The 16193-nt window shown below is 62.5% G+C and carries 12 protein-coding genes; all 12 read left to right on the top strand.

Translation table 11 applies throughout. The features are described 5' to 3' along the window. Window positions 1–3 precede the first annotated feature (3 nt). The 12 genes from AC1DYQ_RS07040 to AC1DYQ_RS06985 all read left to right on the top strand — a co-directional run bounded on the left by AC1DYQ_RS07040 (window position 4) and on the right by AC1DYQ_RS06985 (window position 16128). The gene (locus AC1DYQ_RS07040) at window positions 4–2625 is read left to right on the top strand and encodes a DUF2169 family type VI secretion system accessory protein (RefSeq protein WP_477686174.1); all 2622 of its coding nucleotides are present in this window, start codon (window positions 4–6) and stop codon (window positions 2623–2625) included. Window positions 2626–2708: 83 nt separating this feature from the next. Then, window positions 2709–3716, top strand: a complete 1008-nt coding sequence (locus tag AC1DYQ_RS07035) for a pentapeptide repeat-containing protein (protein WP_477686173.1) — start codon at window positions 2709–2711, stop codon at window positions 3714–3716. Further along, window positions 3713–4291, top strand: coding sequence for a DUF3540 domain-containing protein (locus AC1DYQ_RS07030; RefSeq protein ID WP_457282542.1), 579 nt, complete (start codon window positions 3713–3715; stop codon window positions 4289–4291). The genes AC1DYQ_RS07035 and AC1DYQ_RS07030 overlap by 4 nt, the downstream gene beginning before the upstream one ends. Before the next feature lie 3 nt (window positions 4292–4294). Then, a complete protein-coding gene (locus AC1DYQ_RS07025; RefSeq protein ID WP_348049148.1) occupies window positions 4295–4693 on the top strand; it encodes a DUF4150 domain-containing protein in 399 nt (132 codons plus the stop codon). A gap of 2 nt (window positions 4694–4695) precedes the next feature. Continuing rightward, entirely contained in the window at window positions 4696–5166 is a 471-nt protein-coding gene (locus AC1DYQ_RS07020) for a hypothetical protein (RefSeq protein ID WP_477686172.1), read from the top strand. Window positions 5167–5177: 11 nt separating this feature from the next. Then, entirely contained in the window at window positions 5178–6650 is a 1473-nt protein-coding gene (gene tssK, locus AC1DYQ_RS07015; protein WP_477686171.1) for a type VI secretion system baseplate subunit TssK, read from the top strand. A gap of 11 nt (window positions 6651–6661) precedes the next feature. After that, on the top strand, window positions 6662–7414 hold the full coding sequence (locus tag AC1DYQ_RS07010; RefSeq protein WP_477686170.1) for a DotU family type IV/VI secretion system protein: 753 nt from the start codon (window positions 6662–6664) through the stop codon (window positions 7412–7414). A gap of 10 nt (window positions 7415–7424) precedes the next feature. After that, window positions 7425–11393 (top strand): type VI secretion system protein, encoded by a 3969-nt coding sequence (locus AC1DYQ_RS07005; RefSeq protein WP_477686169.1) that lies wholly within the window; start codon window positions 7425–7427, stop codon window positions 11391–11393. After that, window positions 11390–12520 carry a type VI secretion system protein TssA gene (tssA, locus tag AC1DYQ_RS07000; protein ID WP_477686168.1) on the top strand — a complete coding sequence of 377 codons (1131 nt, stop codon included), beginning with the start codon at window positions 11390–11392 and terminating at the stop codon, window positions 12518–12520. Before AC1DYQ_RS07005 ends, tssA begins: the two co-directional genes overlap by 4 nt. Then, window positions 12517–14712 carry a GNAT family N-acetyltransferase gene (locus AC1DYQ_RS06995; RefSeq protein ID WP_477686167.1) on the top strand — a complete coding sequence of 732 codons (2196 nt, stop codon included), beginning with the start codon at window positions 12517–12519 and terminating at the stop codon, window positions 14710–14712. The genes tssA and AC1DYQ_RS06995 overlap by 4 nt, the downstream gene beginning before the upstream one ends. Before the next feature lie 115 nt (window positions 14713–14827). Continuing rightward, window positions 14828–15634 carry a hypothetical protein gene (locus AC1DYQ_RS06990; protein WP_477686166.1) on the top strand — a complete coding sequence of 269 codons (807 nt, stop codon included), beginning with the start codon at window positions 14828–14830 and terminating at the stop codon, window positions 15632–15634. Window positions 15635–15744: 110 nt separating this feature from the next. Then, entirely contained in the window at window positions 15745–16128 is a 384-nt protein-coding gene (locus tag AC1DYQ_RS06985; RefSeq protein ID WP_477686165.1) for a hypothetical protein, read from the top strand. Window positions 16129–16193: the final 65 nt, after the last annotated feature.

Here is a 16193-nt window from a genome sequence, read left to right as displayed (position 1 = left end):
GCCATGAAGATCATCAAGCCCTTGAGCCTAGGCCTGCTCTACAAGACATACCGGCAATCCGGCATAAACCGCGTGGTGGTGACGGCGCTGGGTTTTTTCCCGCTGGGTGAAGTCAGGCCGCAGCGCTTTCTCATGGAGGGCCCGCAATGGGCACGGGTACTGGCCGCATTGCCGGCGGGACAGGCGCTGGACGAGGCGATGCCCAAGACCGGGGCCGAAGCCCTGGTGCTGGGTCGCGCTTGCGCGCCGGGAAATCGTCCGGTGAGTCGCATGGAAGCGCGGCTGCAAGTCGGTCCCATCGACAAGCGTCTGACGGTTTTCGGCGACAGGCAATGGCGCTATGGCGTCTTGCCGCTCTTTGGCATCTCGCAGCCTGCGGAATTTGTACACATGCCGCTTGATTTCGCACATGCCTTCGGTGGTCCAGGTTACGAAGATAATCCGGTTGGCTGTGGCCATGACGGTAACCGGTTCGCCGCTATAGCCGGTGCGAACGAAGGGGTTATGCCGAACGTCGAGTACGCCGCCCAGCCCGTTGCCTGCCATGGGCGTCGCTATCCCCCTGCCGGCCTTGGTCCCATGCCTATCGATTGGGTGCCTCGCAAGCGCTATGCCGGTACTTACGATGAACGCTGGCTGCGCGAGGATTATCCTGGCTTGCCGCGAGATCTTGACTGGCGGCTTTATAACCAGGCAGCGGCCGACCAGCGCATCACGAATCCTTTCGCGGGCGGCGAAGCCTACCTGTTACAGGGGATGCATCCACAGATTGAGACCATTCGGGGCGCACTGCCTGAGCAGCGCGTCAAGGCTTTCGCACTTAAAAAGGACTCTCCCCCCGCTTCACTGACTGAAATCGGGCTGCGCATGGACACGGTCTGGTTCCTCCCCGAGCAGCAGCTCGGTATTGCGGCCTGGCGGGGCGAGATTCAGGTCACCGACAGCGATGCACTGGACATTGGGGTATTGATGCTGGCCTACGAAGGTGCAGGCGAAGCACCGCGTGCCTTGAACCATTACGCGGAGGTGCTCACGCTGCGCCTAGACCCCAAGACTGCACCGTTGCATGCGCTCAACGAGTCGCAGCTCGCGCCGTCGCTCGATCCAGTCGATCCCGCGCTGGCTGCCGCCGAAGCCGAAGCGGCGCTGAAAAAACGCCAGGACGTGCTTGACGAAGTTACGCGCGAATTTTGGCAGCAAAGCGGCATGAAGCCGCCCGCGGGCTACGAGCCGCCAAAAGCCGGGCCGCCCCTGCTCCAGACACCGTCGGCGAAGGCTCTGGCCGATGGCGACATGGACTTGACCAGCCTGATGCACAGCGTCGAAAAGCTGGTGGCCAGTACCCGCGAAAACGCGGCTGCTCAGCAGGCAGCACTTACTCACCAGCTAGCAGAGCTACAGGTGCTGACGGGGCAGACGGATGTTCCCGCTGGGGAGCACGGAAATGCTCCGGAGTCCGGACCGCTCTGGACGGAGGTGTTGCAGCGCGCCGATGGTACGGCGACACGAGAGGCATTGGCGCCGCTCGCGCTGGCCGCGACGCCATCCCAACATGCCGACCTCATGACAGCCGCGCAACTCAAAAGCAAAGCCCGCCATGCGTCTCCAATCCCGCTATCGCCCGCGCAGGCGCTGCCGCCCGCTGTCGCGTCGCTATTGGGGGCACAGGTGCTGGCCTGGGCGAAGGCCGGAGAAAAGCTTGCCGGCCGCGACCTTGCCGGCGCGGACCTGCGCGGTGCTGTACTTGCGGGCCTTGACCTCGGCGGATGCATGCTGGAGTACGCCGACCTCAGCGGTGCCGACCTGCGCGGCTGTAACCTGCGTCGCGCTGTACTGACGCAGGCGCGACTCAATGGCGCACTACTTGATGAGGCCAACCTTGATGAGGCCAATCTCTGCAGCAGCCACGCATGCGAAGCGAGTTTTCGCGGGGCGAGTCTTTGTTCGGCCCGTGCTTCCAAGGCGACCTGGACACAAGCTTGCGGCTCCGATTGCGACCTGTCAGCCGCTCAACTCGACGATGCAGATCTTTGCGGCGCAAACTTCGATCGCGCGACGCTGGATACAACAATTTTCAACCAGGCCAAACTGGCTGGAAGCAGCTGGTGCGGTGCCTCGTTCAACAAATGTGTTGCCTGGAAGCTGCAGGCTCAGGGGGCCAATTTTTCGGGTTCGAGATGGCAGAGAAGTGCACTGATCGGTTCCGACCTGTCGGCCAGTCAATGGAGGGAGGCCCGACTGGTCCAGGTCCAGGGGAATGACAGCGACTGGCGTGGCGCCGACCTGTCCGGATTGCGCGCTGAACGCGGAAGCTGGACGCAAAGCCAGTTGCAGGGTGCGCGGCTCGACGGCGCTTTCATCATGGCGTGCGATATGAGTCGGGCTGACCTTAGTGCCGCCAGCCTTGACGGTGCCTGCCTGCCGCGCACGCTCATGATGAAGGCACAACTGCCCGGTGCGAGTGCCGTGGGCACCGACTTCTACCAGGCGTTGTTGCGAAAGGCTGACTTTGGAAAAGCCGATCTGCGCGACGCCAGCCTGTATGAAGCCGAACTCACTGAGGTCTGCCTGGTTGATGCGGACACACGCGGTGTACGTCTGGATGCGCGCAGGAGGCTCGCGTGAGCAGAATTTACAGCCAGGCCTCCGCCCAGGATTGGGCCGAGATCCAGCGCCTGGTGCGGCTTGGCCGTCCGGTGCGTGGCCAGATGCTGGCCGGACTTGACGCAAGCGGCCACGATTTCACAGGTGCGGTTTTCAGCGGCTGCCAGCTGGCGGGTTCGCATTGGGCCGGTGCCCAGCTGGAGGGAGCGTCCTTTATTGATTGCGAACTCGGCGCGGCCGACTTTTGCGATGCCGGGTTGCGCCGCACCGCTTTTTGCCAGAGCCGCCTGGCTGGTAGCGATTGGCGTGGTACGGCCGGCACAATGCTGGCCTTCAGTCAGTGTGACCTCCGCCAAAGTCGTTGGGACGGTGCGAGCCTTGAGAAATCCATGTTGACGAAGTGCGACATCGGCGGCTCTTTCTGGATTGAGGCGCGCTTGCTGCGCAGCGCATTTGCGGATTGCCAGTGGGGCGGCAGCGACTGGCAGGGTGCCGAATTGCAGCAGGTAAGCCTGAACGAAGCACAACTGCAGGAAGCCAGGCTCGCTGGCATGCGTGCCAGCACCAGCCTGTTTATCAAAGCCAACTTCGCCGGGCAGAAACTGGCCGGTGCCAGCTTGTTGCGTTGCACTTTGCAGGGTGCCGATTTTTCAGGTGCTGATCTGAGCCGCGCCAGCATCCGTGAATCGAATTGTGCCGAAGCCCGCTTCAGTGCGACGCTGATGAACGGCATTGACGCTACGCGCTGCCAGTTCGTAAAAGCGAAGTTTGACCGGGTAAATCTTGACGGCGCCCAACTCGAGGGTGCGGTATTGCAAAAAGCCCAACTCAACGGAGTTTCGCTGCGCGGAGCCGGGTTGGTGAAAACGATCTGGGATCACAGCAGGCTTGACAGTGTCGTTTTCGCGGGATCGGACTTGCAGTTTGCCCAGTTCGCGCATGCGAATGGCCGGGCAATGGATTTCCGGTACTGCAAGCTCGACCGTACGAGTTTTCACTGTGCAGTCTGGACCGGTGCCGATTTCACCGGTGCCAACGTAGCCGCCGCACTGGGCACCCAGGAGGCGCGCGCTGCCGCCGAAAAACGTTCACTTGAAATGGAAGCAGCATGAAACAGGCAACACAACAGCTTGACCTTCCCGTGCGCGCCGCAACCGTGCACGGCTGGGGAGAGGCGAGCATAGGCCGGTCGCTCGGACAAGCGCAATGGCGGCTGGCGGACGGCCGGCTTGCGTTGCAAGCGGTTTCCTGCCTGCTCACGCCCCTGCCTGGTGACACGGTGGCCGTGCTGCAAAGTGCTTCAGGCTTGTTCGTGACCCATATTTTGCTGCGCCCGCAGCCGGCAGCGGACACGCCGGGCGCAGGCCGCGCCGAGCTTTCCGTGCCGGGCGCGGAGCTTATGGCGATCACCCAGCCAGCGTTTGAGCTGGCCTGCACACGTCAAATCGCACTGCGTTGCCTTGGTGACGTCGAGCTGACGTCGGCCAGTGGCTCTGTCAGCGTCAACGCAAGGGATTTCCTGGCATCCGTCAGTGAGACCATGGTGCAGTCGGCACGGCATCTTGTAACGCGTGTCGAGCACGGGATCATGCAGGCCTCGGCGCTGCTGCGGCTCCATGGGCGGCAGGCGTTGGTCACGGCCGAAGAAGATATCAAGCTCGATGCTGAACGCATCAGCCTGGGATGAGTCATGTTCGCCAACACGAACCTCTGCGTCATCAATTTCGCGTTTCCCGACGTCTGTCTGGTGCCTACGCCGGTGGGGCCGGTGCCCATTCCGTTTCCCAATATCGTCATCACGATCTCGCACATTCCTTCGCAGGCCTGCGTGATCATCGGCGGCGGACTCGCTGAAAACCTGGTGACGCAGGGTACGTTGAGCAACGGCGACGAGCCCGGCGTCAACCTGGGTGTGGTTTCGGGCATGGAAATTGGGCCGGACCGATACCTCATGGGTAGCTTCAAGGTCGCGATGGGCGGTGTGTTTGCGACACGGCTGACCAGTGTGGTCGGGCAGAACGGCATGATAGGCAACGCGATCGGCATGTCGATCACACCTTCGCAGGTATGCGTGATGGTGCTGGGATGATCATGCGCATCGTCAACGCTTTTCTCGGCACAGCGGCATTGCTGGCTGTTTCCGGCTGCGGTTTTATCAGCTACGCGCTGGGCTACAGCCCTACTACGCCGCTAAAGACGCTGAACATCGTCGCCGAACTCGATGCCAATCAGAATATGGGAACCGAGGTCGACCTGGTGTTTGTCTTCGACAAGAACGCGGCCGCCGTCTTGCCGAAGACTTCACCCGACTGGTTTGCCAATCGCGACGCGCTGCAAGCCGGTCTGGCCAGCGGCATCGCAGTGCTTGGCGTGCAGGTTGTGCCTGGCAGCACGGTCACCAACCAGCCCCTGCCCAGCGGTTACGGCAAGGCCGTCTATGTCTACAGCTACGCAAGCTATGTGAGCGCCGGCGGTCAGGCGGTCGCCGACATCACTGCCTACAAATGCGCATTGATCACCCTGCGTAGCACGCAGATCAGCTATACGAGCTGCCTTTCATGATTGGAGAACCCATGCCCGAAACCATTTCAGCGCCTAAAGCCGCCCAGCCCGCAGCGAAGCTGTTCTCAGCTGCGGCCGGTCCGGCCTTGCCCGACAGTGTTCAGTGGATCGAAGGGATGTTGCTATCACCCCAGCATTTTCAGCAAAGCGATGTTTACTGGCAGGAGCAGTTGAGGTACCGGCTATCGTGCGTCGCGCCGGATTTCTGGGGGTTGAGCCTGCTGCAGCTGGATATGGTGAAGCTCAAGGCCGGTATCGTCGCAATCAAACGGCTTGAATGCATCATGCCCGACGGCACGCCGGTTGTGTTTCCCGGCTCGTACACCGGAAAATCGCTCGAACTTGATGTCACCGGGCAGTTGCAGCGCACGCCGGATGGGGTGCGGTTGTCGCTGATCATGCCCGTGCGGGGTAACGCCTCCAATCACTGGAATACGACACCGGCACGCAATGAGGTTGTGCACGGCCTGGTATCGCTTGACGAGAACACTCTGACCGGATCGGTGCCGGTCGACCGCCTGCGGCCGGCGATCTCGCTGTCGGCCGAAGTTGCAGCCCCGACCGGCTACGAGGTCTGCCCCTTGTTCGAGCTGTTCCGGCGCGAAGAAAACAGGCATGTCGAATTCAAGCCCTACCACCCGCCCATGCTGTGCTGGCAGGCCGGCGATTTTCTCAAGGCAACCGGCTTGCGGCACCGGCTCCAGCTGCTCAATGAAGCGCTGTGGCTCAAGCTGCGCGAATTGGGCGCTAACCGGGAAAGCGACGGTCCCGAGGACGATGAATTGCAGGGTGCCCATTTCCGCAAGCACCTGGAGATGGCCCGGCGGCTGGCTGCCGTGCTGCCGCAGTTCAGCCTCATCGTGCAGCGCCCCGAGTCGAGTCCGCGCGCGGTCTACGATAGCCTGGCGCTCCTGCTTGGCGCGATGGCATCGTTCGGCGCCAATCCCATCCCGCCGGTGCTGGACGCTTATCAGCACGATGACTGTTCGCCGCAGTTCCGGCGTGCGCTGGACTATGTGGTGCGCAAGCTCAGCTATATCAATACCAGTTTCGAGCTGCAGCCGTTTGAGCGCCATGCCGACGGCACTTTTACACATGTGTTGCCTCCTGACGCGGGTGAACAACTGCTTGTCGAACTCAGGCCGCAGGGTGGCCAGGGCCTGGGGGCCGATGGACGCGCGTCAATGGAACGCTGGTTGCTTGACGCCTGCATCGCGAGCGAGGCGTTGCTGCCTGCCGCAGCCCGGCTGCGCGTGACCGCGAGGCCGCACCTCTTGACCGCTGAGGAGTTGGCGAAACGCAACCTGCGTTCGGGAGCGGCGTTGTTCGCGATCGACAACCAGGTCCTGCAGCTCAAGGAAGGCGATACCAGGCTGTTCGGCCCAGGGCAAAACCTCGTCATTAGCGGTGACAAGAAGTCGCCGGGAACCCCGCCCGCAATGATTCTGCTTTATCGTGCGCGCGCCGCAGGCACGCGGACCTGAAAGACGCAGCCATGCAGCCGGTCGCTTTGCCCGAAATGCCGCTCCTGAGCTGCTTTGCGCAGTTCTATGAGGAGGTTGCGCGCGTGCGGCAGGAAAGCGAACGCGGGTCGCTGCAAGCCTACCTGGGGGTCTCCGGTGCGGCACCGGCCGAGCCGGCCGAACTCGCGGGCCGTGTGAGCCTGCGCCTGGCCGACCTTCTGGCCGGCCAGGCACGCGATATGCGAGCTACAGCGAGTGAAGCGCAGCAACGCGCCTATACGGCAGCCAGCTATGTGATGGTGGTGCTGGCTGACGAGATTTTCATCCTTGAACTCTCGTGGCCGGCGCAGGATGCCTGGCTCGAGGTTTTGCTTGAGCACCGTCAGTTCGGTTCGCGCCAGGCTGGGCGACGCTTCTTCGACATGGCGGAGCAGGTGCTGGCTGTGGTGTCCCGATCCAATTTGCATCGCGATCTTGCTGCCTGCTTTCTGCTCGCGTTGCAGCTTGGGTTCAAGGGAATGCACCGGGGGGCGCAGGGCCAGCTGTTCCTGGACACGCTGCGCCAGCGACTGTACCGTTTTGTCAACGGCCGACCGGCAGAGCCTGACGGCAGGCTGTTTGTGCAAGCCTATGAACACACGGTCAAGTCGACTGCCGATGCGCGGGTCGCGCCCCTGCGCCCGTGGTTGCGTCTGGCAATGGGTTATGCACTTGGCTTTGTGCTGATGTCGTCGGCGCTCTGGCTATGGCTGATCCAGCCGCTGGTCAAGGTAGCGGGTGTCTGAGATGAGCAGCATGAACAGCAGTACCTGGTTTGGCGTGCTTGCTGCGGTCGCGGCAGTATTCGGCATTCTGGTGTTGTGGCTGATCGTGCGCTCGCGCCAGGCCAAACTGATCGTGGCCACCGGCGCCATCAAGCCGGTTTTGGCGGCGAGTTTCTGGCGAACGCGCTGGCAGTCGTTCCTGGCCTGGTTGCGCGGGCTGCGTACCGTGCTGTCCAGAACCGCACGGGAGCGTTACCGGCAAACCTGGATCATCCTGATCGGGCAGGCCGGCGCTGGTAAAAGCAGCTTGATCGCCTCATTGCGACAGGTCCGGCAACGGCCGGACGCCCAGGCGGCGACGATCGCCGGCGTGCCCCACACAGCCTGGCACAGCCTGGCACAGGGTGAACTCATTGACCCGCAAGGCAAGCTCAGCGCTGCCGGTCAAACCGGGCCCGACGCGGCAGACTGGCAAACCGTGCTGCGCGGACTCGTCCACCTGCGCCCCGAACGTGCACTTGACGGGGCGCTGTTGGTGGTTTCCTCCCGCAACTTGCTGGGCACGGGCCGTGAGAGTGTGCTTCAACTCGCGCTTGATGCCCGGCGACAGATCGACGACCTGCGTGCCGCCACCAGCCTGGCCTTGCCGGTCTACGTGATCGTCAGTCAGTGCGACGCGGTCGATGGATTTGCTCCGTATTGGCGTCTGCAGGGGCGTTCGCAGAGGGAAGGCATGTTTGGCTGGTCGGCGCGCGACGGCCTGTTGCAGTCCGGCCCGGTCCAGTGGATTGACGAGGCATTTGTTGACATCGGTGAACGACTCAAGGAAATCCAGGTAGAGGCCGCTGCGGCCCAGGAGCAGATTGCCGACGCTGATGCGTTTTTTCTGTTTCCGAGGCATTTCGAGCGTTTGCATGCGCCCTTGCGCGACTACCTGGCCGAGGTCTTTCACGACACGGCGACGACGCAGCCTGCACTGTGCCGAGGTGTCTATTTCACGGGCTGCACCGAAGACACCGGTGCGTCAGCAGGCATGCCGCGTGCCGATGTCTCGTTTGCCGAAGACGTCCTGACGCAGAAGGCAATGGGGGAATGCGGGCTGGCGCGCGCCACGCTGGCGTCATTCTGGTCGCGTGAGCCGGGGCTGCTGCGGCTTCAGCAAGCCTGCATCGTGCTGGCCGGGTTGCTGCTGTTGGCACTGGTGTTATCGGGCTGGCGGCTGCAGCGCCAGGTTGATGGTCTGGGTCGCAGCATCGCCGCGCTCTACCAGTCGCAGGCGCTGGCAGGTGCACAGGAGAGCTGCGCCGGCCGCCCATTGATTGACGATGCGCTGTCCCGGGCCTCGGCCCTCGATATCGACCTGGTGTTCGCGACGATGCCGCTGTCCTGGGTCGATCGGCGTGCCAGCAACAACGCGGTGCAGGCTGTCTCCAGTACCGTGATGGCGCGCACGGTGTTTCCGGCACTGGCTTGCGGCCTGCAGGCGCGGGTCGCGCGGCTCGACGCTGGTCTGGTCGCGGCGTCCGAGCCAACGCTTGCCGGTATCACAGTCAACAACTCGGCGTATGCCAAAACCCGCGCCAACCTGAAGGTGCTTGCGCTGGAGGTGAACAACCTGGAAGACAAGCTCCAGCGTTTCGCACGCTTGACTGCCATACCCGCCGAATCCACCGTCCGCAAGCTGGATGATCTCAACCTGATTTATCTCTACGTCTACGGAGCGGGCTTGCCCCTTGCTGCGGCGCGGCCCGGCGGCGTGGTTGCCGCTTCGCTCGAGCAAGTGCCTTACAGCGGCGTGGTGAATGTGCCGGAGCGTTCGCGCGGCAACTGGGCGCGCCAGTTGGCGAATACCAGCCGGCAACTGCATGTCGATTTGCTTGCCGAGGCCTCGATGGGCCCCAGCCTCCTGGCCAGGGTTGATCCGGCAAAAGGGCCGCTTGTTGACAACACCAGGCGGTTCACCTCATGGCTGGTCTGGGTCGCCAAATCATGGGTGCCATCGGACCCGAACAACAACCCCTGCGCCGATGACGCGAAGGAACTGCGGCAACTGCTGTCGCCCCTCGTGACGCAGTACAGCTATCCGAAAGACCTGTTGGCAGGTGACGGCGGTTTTGATGAAGCAAGGTGCTACAACCCGGCCATGCAGGTGCTGCGCGGCATGCAGCTTTCGCCCTACGGGCCTCTGCTCATCGCACAGGGCCAGAGTCTCGTCATGAATCCGGCACTGTCGGCAGAGGTACGCGGCCTCGAAAGCCTGCTACAGCAGACTTTCATGCAGGTCCGGAACCCGCAGGCCTTCGCCTGCGTGAGTTCAGCGCCGGGCTGGCGTCTGGCAGACCTCGGCCGGTCCATGAATTACGCTGCTGATTACCAGCGATTCGCAGCTGGCCAGGGACTGCCGCCTCTCGGTGCGCCGGCAACCAGCAAGCCGCTGTTCGACCGGCTTGCGAGGGCGCAGCTTGAGCAGGTCATGAATGACGCGATGCGCTCGGCGCAGTCGGCGGCAACTGAGTCGTTCGTGCTTCAGGGACTTGACGCGGTCTCGGCGGCAGACCAGCAGCTTTTGCAGCAGAGTGGTGATTTTTCGCGCGCACTGGATCCGCTGATCGGCAACCTGCGGCTCTATACCCAGTTCGGCTTTACCGCGAGCGCTGGACGCGTTTCACAGTGCGCGCGGGACTTTTCGTCGGATGCTCTGGGCCGCGTCTCGGGCCTTGTGAGTGGCAGCCGGCTTTATGACCCCGAGGCCGGTCCTGCCGACGGCCTGCTCGTGAACCTGGGCACCACACCGGTGATACGCGACTACCTCGCACGGCAGGTTGCGCGCGCGCAGGTGCTCGCTGGCTACGCTGATCCTTTCGTGAATCTGTTGCGCAACACTGACGGCGTCAACGATGCGCAGCGCGACAACGCGCAAACCTTGCCGTACTGGAGTAATACGATCAATGAGGTCACCAGTTACGTGCAGTTCAAGGACCCGGGCAAGCAAGTCGGCGCTCTCGACACGCTTTTCCTCAAGACCATTGCCGATCTCACCTATGCGAACTGCGGCAAGGTGCTGGGGGCCTACCAGCCGGCCGACTACGGCAACGACATGTTCTCGGAGAGGCGGCGCGACCTGATTGCGCAACTGAACCTGCGCTGTGTCGACCGTCGTACCGAACAGGCAACCAGTGCCTACGATGCCCTGGCCAAACGCTTCAACAGCCGGCTCAAGGGGCGGTTCCCGTTCGGCGAGACCAGCAGTCCGGACGCCTCGCTGGCGGAGGTGCAGACCTTCTTCAGTGACTACGCCGCGCAACGCGAATCGCTGCAACAGTCGCTGTCCGGCCTGAGCACCCCTGGCTGGGTCGTTTCGGCACGCGGGTTCCTCAGTGAACTCGATGCAGCCGATCAGTTTCTGCGGCCAGGCTTGGGTATAGGCGCAGCACCGCAGCCTCTAAAGCTCGACATCACTTTTCGTGCGCTACCCCAGGAGTCGCCTGGCAGTGAACAGGTCGTGAGCTGGGTGGTGAGCTCAGGTTCTCGGGTGGCGAGCTATCCGGGTGGAAAGCCGCCGACCGTGGACTGGAGCTACGGCCAGGTGCTCGCGCTTGATCTGAATTGGGCCGAGCTGTCTGTTTGGCGACCGGCCGCTTACCCGGTGCAAAGCGGCTACCGGGTCGAAGGCAGCACAGCTTCGTTTACTGAAAGCGGAAACTGGGCGTTGCTGCGCATGCTGCAGCGCTACCAGCCTGCGCCGGCACGACCGGCCGATCCCCTCAAGCCGGGCAAGGCATTGCTCGAATTCAGCGTGCCGATACAGCGCACGACCCAGGCGACACCCACAACAGCCCCGGCAGTCACGACGGGCCAGGCCACGTTCTACCTCGGCTTGACCCTTTCCGGCACCGATCCGAAGTCCCAGGCCAGTACCAGCCTGGCCTGGCCGGGACCTTTTCCCAGGTCTGCACCGCAGCGGCAAGATGTTTCCACGCAAAAGCGAGCAAAACCATGAACACTGAATTGATGACCCGATCACAGCGTTACTTCGGCGAACGGCTTGGATGTTCGCTCGAGACCCTGCTCGACCCGATCGATGCGGGCAATCCCGCCGGCTATTCGGTCAAAGGCAATGGTGTCTACAACACCATCCAGAACGCCAGACGCGAGGACGATGCGAGCTTGCCGTTGGGTCCGTGGGAGCACAAGCTCAAGCGAGCGGACTGGCCAGTAGTGAGCCGTGTCGCCACCGAGGCCCTTTGTTCCAAATCCAAGGACCTGCAGGTCGCTGCCTGGCTGCTTGAGGCCGAAGTGAACCAGCATGGGTTTTCCGCGATAGCTCCCAGCCTTTTGCTGCTTGATGGCTTGTTGCGTGATTACTGGGACGATCTCTACCCCCAGGACGCTGACTCCGGCGGCGAACACCGAGCCAACATCCTGCGTTCGCTCAACAACCGTTTGCCGTTTGTGCTCAAGCAGCTCGCCATGACTTCAACGGGCATGCATCGCAATTACAACCTCGCCGATTGGGAAGTTGCCATGCACCGAGAACGATTGGCCCCGGCCGCCGCGGCCGCAGCCAACAGCGCTGATGAGGAGGAGCATGCCAGCACGGAAACGATCACTGCAGCGATGGCCGCGACGCCCCTGGCCTGGTATCAGGCGCTGCACCAGCAGTTGAATGATGCGCTGGGAGCGATGCAACTGCTCAGGGACAGCATCGACCGCCACTTCGCGGTGGACGGACCGAGTCTGTCGGCGCTGGCCGGCTTGCTGGCTCAACTGCACGCGTTGGCCGAATCCGAGCTGCAGCGGCGCGGGATAAAGCTGGCGACGGTGAGCGGGGAATCCGATCCGGGGCCTGGCACCGTTGCGGGGGCCGATGAGACGGCCATGATGGGTGACCAGACGTGGGCCATCGATGACCGGCGCCAGGTCTATGCAATGTTGGAGCAACTGGTGGAGGCGCTGCTGAAGATGGATCCGCACAGTCCGGCGCCGTACCTGATACGCCGTGCGATCGAATGGGGACGGCTCAACACCGCAGAGCTCTACAAGGAAGTGTTTATCCGTCTTGGCGGCCAACTCAATATCTTCGAATTGGTAGGGCTTGAAACACCCCCAGCGCGGGAGGAAACATGATCGCATCATCTGAACCCCAGGGGATTTTCGTACCGGTTTCCCTGGGGACTGATCCGTCGACCCCGTCAGTGGCGGTGGATATTGCCGCTTCGGCCTGGAAAAACCTTTGCGAACTGCCGCCCCTTCTATTTAAGGAGCGTTCGGGCATTGCTGCCGCCCTGACCGGCCCGCGCCTGGGGCGGGCCTGGGCGCGTGCCGTAGTTATGTACTGGAGCAGGCTTGAACGCCTGGGTGGCCTGGACTTGTCCCAACCACTCTACATCCTGAACATGGGTCCGGATGACGGCGCCCTGGCTGCGGTGGTGTTGACCACTTTGCGCGATGAGATGCATGCCTGTGGCATGCTCGGCTGGCCCGTCCGGTATGTGCTGTGCCCGCTGGCCGGTGAAGAACCGGCACTGGCGCTGCTCAAACAGCCGGCACTTCAGCCTTTTGTCGTGCGCGGCTGGCTTGACCAGGCAAGCTGGCAGGCTCGGCGCGGCCACCCGCTTTTGCTCGGTGCGAACCGCTTTGCCCTGTTCGGATCACGCAACCCGGTGGTCGCGATGACGGCAGGCGGGTTCTCCGCATTGCCGGCAGAACTGTACGGTGTGCACTACGGCGAACTATTGCAGGCGCGGATTCAGGCGCAGCCAGGCAGCGAAGGCCGTTTTACGCTGGCTTCTGAATGGCAGGCTCTGGCGGCGGATGAGCTTGCCTCAGCCGCTTCCGCGCTGCTGGGCCATTACCGCGCCAGCCTGATCAGTGCCACTGTTCTACTTTCGGACTCCGCGCTATCCCTGCTGGATGCGCTTGCCGATTTTTCTGCCGGGCGCTATTTGCTGCTGGCGGCGGACCAGGGAATTGCCGATGAACGGCAAATCAGGCTTAACTGCATGGCGCTTCCGGAACAACTCGCTCCTGGTGAACTGGGACTGCCGGTCAATTTCCATGCGCTTGGCATGCATCAGGAAAGCGCCGGTGCACATGTTGCGCATCTGGAGTGGGGCGCATCGGGATGCATTCAGCATATGGCCTGCCGCGACGATGCCATCGGCATGGATGCTGCAAGCTGGAGCAGTCTGGTCGAGACGGTAGATGAAGACCATCCAGCGGAGCGCTGGTGGCACGGGGCTCCCCACAGTCCCGTGGAGAGCGTTGACGAAATCAATTTTCGCCTTCGCTGCTCGGGTCATGATCCCTGGGCTCTCCAATCCATCCTCGACAGCCTTGATCTTCGCCTGCTGGACGCTGCGGACGAAGGTGCACTGCAAACACTGCATCGCAGCCTGGCACGCACGTGGCAGCAGATGACGCAGCGTCAGCGTTGTGATGCCGGCACAGGCCTGGCGGGCCTGCTTGTGCATGTGGGTCAGTGGGCGCTGGCGCGTGATGTGCTCGCCGAAACTCCCGACAGCGATTCGCCGACGGCTTCCCGCACCGACCGGCTACTGCTGCGTGCGCGGCTGGAGGCGGAAACCGGGCGCAGCGCCACCGCGTTGCGCGTCGTACGGGAATGTCTGCGCCTGGATGCCGATCATCCTGAGGCGCAAGGAATACATGAGCTGCTGGAGCGCCGGCTGGCCAATTGGCAGGCCAGCAACTGGTATGAAGCTGATGCGATGCGTGACGATGAGCTCTCGCTCGAGCCACTTGATGTCCTGCATATCCCGGCATGGCTGCATCAATACCGGGACCCGAACATCGCCGTGGTGGCCGGATTGCCGCCAATCACCTGTGAAGCGGAGGCGCAAACCTATCTTGCCTATGTAGCCGGCCGCGAGGGGACCGAATATGCAGTGGTTCACCGGAATTTCGGTTTTGTCGGTGCCGTCGGTTTGCGCCGCGAGGCTGATATGGCGCATATTCATTTCTGGATAGGTGTCGAACATCAAGGCACTGGCTTTGGTGCGCGTGCGGTGCGGCTGCTGACGGCAAGCCTCGCCGGCGGTCCGGTGCGGCACCTGTTCACGTCGGTACACGAGGGCAACACGCGATCGCACCGGCTGCTCGAGAGAGCCGGTTTTGACACGTTCGGGCATGAGGCGCACGGCGACGACGTGGGTTACCAGTTCATGCACCTGGCGCTGCCTGGTGCGCTTGCCTGCACCAATGACGAACTCGAATTGCGCCTTGCGGCGATCTGCGATTGCATCGGAGAGCCGCTGGTGACCGGTCCGATTCTCACAAGGGGAGATGTTCATGCTGGCTAGATTGCGAGCTCGCGCGTTGGCTGCGGCGCGCACAGCGCCAACTACAGCGAGGCGCGCAGGCCTCACCAACGCGGCGCGTGCGGCTCCGCCTGCTGCAGCAGCGGGTGCGGGAAAAATGGCTGCAACAGCGTCCAGCCTGTCTGCGATGGCGCTCCGCGCCGCGAAGTTGGCGCGCAACGCAGCGGCCAGTGCGTCTGGCGGCGGGGCCGCCGCAGCACCGGCTACGATATCCCGGCGCCAACCCGCCGACCTTGCCGCCAAGAAGCAGCTAGGCCCGGTGCCCGGCCAGTTTCCGCCGGTCAAACGTGTCAAGCAGGTGCTCGGAACCCACGCGCAACAATCAACCTATAAAAGAACACCGTCTGGCGCATCGGTCGAGGTCGACCACATGACTCCAGATTCACTGCATCAGCCTGTGGGCAGTTCGAGAAAGAGCGGTGGTGGGGCGGCACTGAGCAAGCGGCTGCCTGCAGCGGCGATGAATGAAACCCAGCACCGCCGCAAGCTCACCACCGGCAGTAGCAAAGCTGCCCAGCACTTTCGCGCATATCTGCTGCAAGCGCACCACGGAATGGTGCCATTCGCGGGCAGGATGCAAACAACGCAGGATCACTATGCGGCAGCGATCCAAGCCGAGCTCGGTGCGACGACGACGGAATCGACTCTCTTCGGAAAACCGACACTCCATGATCCGCGGCCCTTCGACAAGCCATCGCAGAAGGGCGTGGTGCCGAGACCGGACGCGGAGTGGGGCATGGACAGACAGCTCGACATGCTAAAGCGTCTCAAGAACACCGGTCATATCGATTCGACGCATGAAAGCCATCTTGTGGGCGTTGTCACCGAGCGGCGCGCGGCACTTGCCGACATGTACAAAAAAATGAGCACTAAAGCTGAAGGTAAGGGGCCAAAAAAATCCTGATGGCAGCGTATCCGCCTGAAGTGTCATGAGCCTCATGAGGATGGGTGTAAGCGGGCTTTGGGTCTCGGTCAGTCATCAGCGAATGGTTTAATTTTTTTAAGGAGTGCAACATGGCAAAACAAAGATTGCTTAAAGAGGGTTTGGGCTTCGTGGGTTTGACGGGTTGCGACAGGATCCGGGCAATGGTCAACGCGTTGACCAAGCATATGACTCCGGTGGGAGGGCCCGGCGGGGTGATGAATGCCTTGCAGCTGACGCAGAGGCGGCTGGCAGCAGGCAACAAAATTCCGGCCAATACATCGGGTGTTTCAACCAAAGATTCGCTTCATAAGTCCTTCATCGAGAACGATGTGCTCCACGAGTACACCGATCAGGTGCATCACACGACAGTGAGCCAGGGCAAGATCACGGGCAGCCAGCAGATTGGGGGCCCGTCACTTATGAAGTTTGATCTCAGGAAGAAGGGCCATTACACGGGCTTCAAGCCGTTGTGATCGCCGGCAGCTCGACAGCTGGGCCTGCGGTGTCAGGTCCGCTGCCCTGACCGCGGGGAGTGCCT

The sequence above is a fragment of the Polaromonas sp. P1_F4 genome (assembly GCF_056405675.1).
This window is presented reverse-complemented; position numbering and strand designations above follow the sequence as displayed.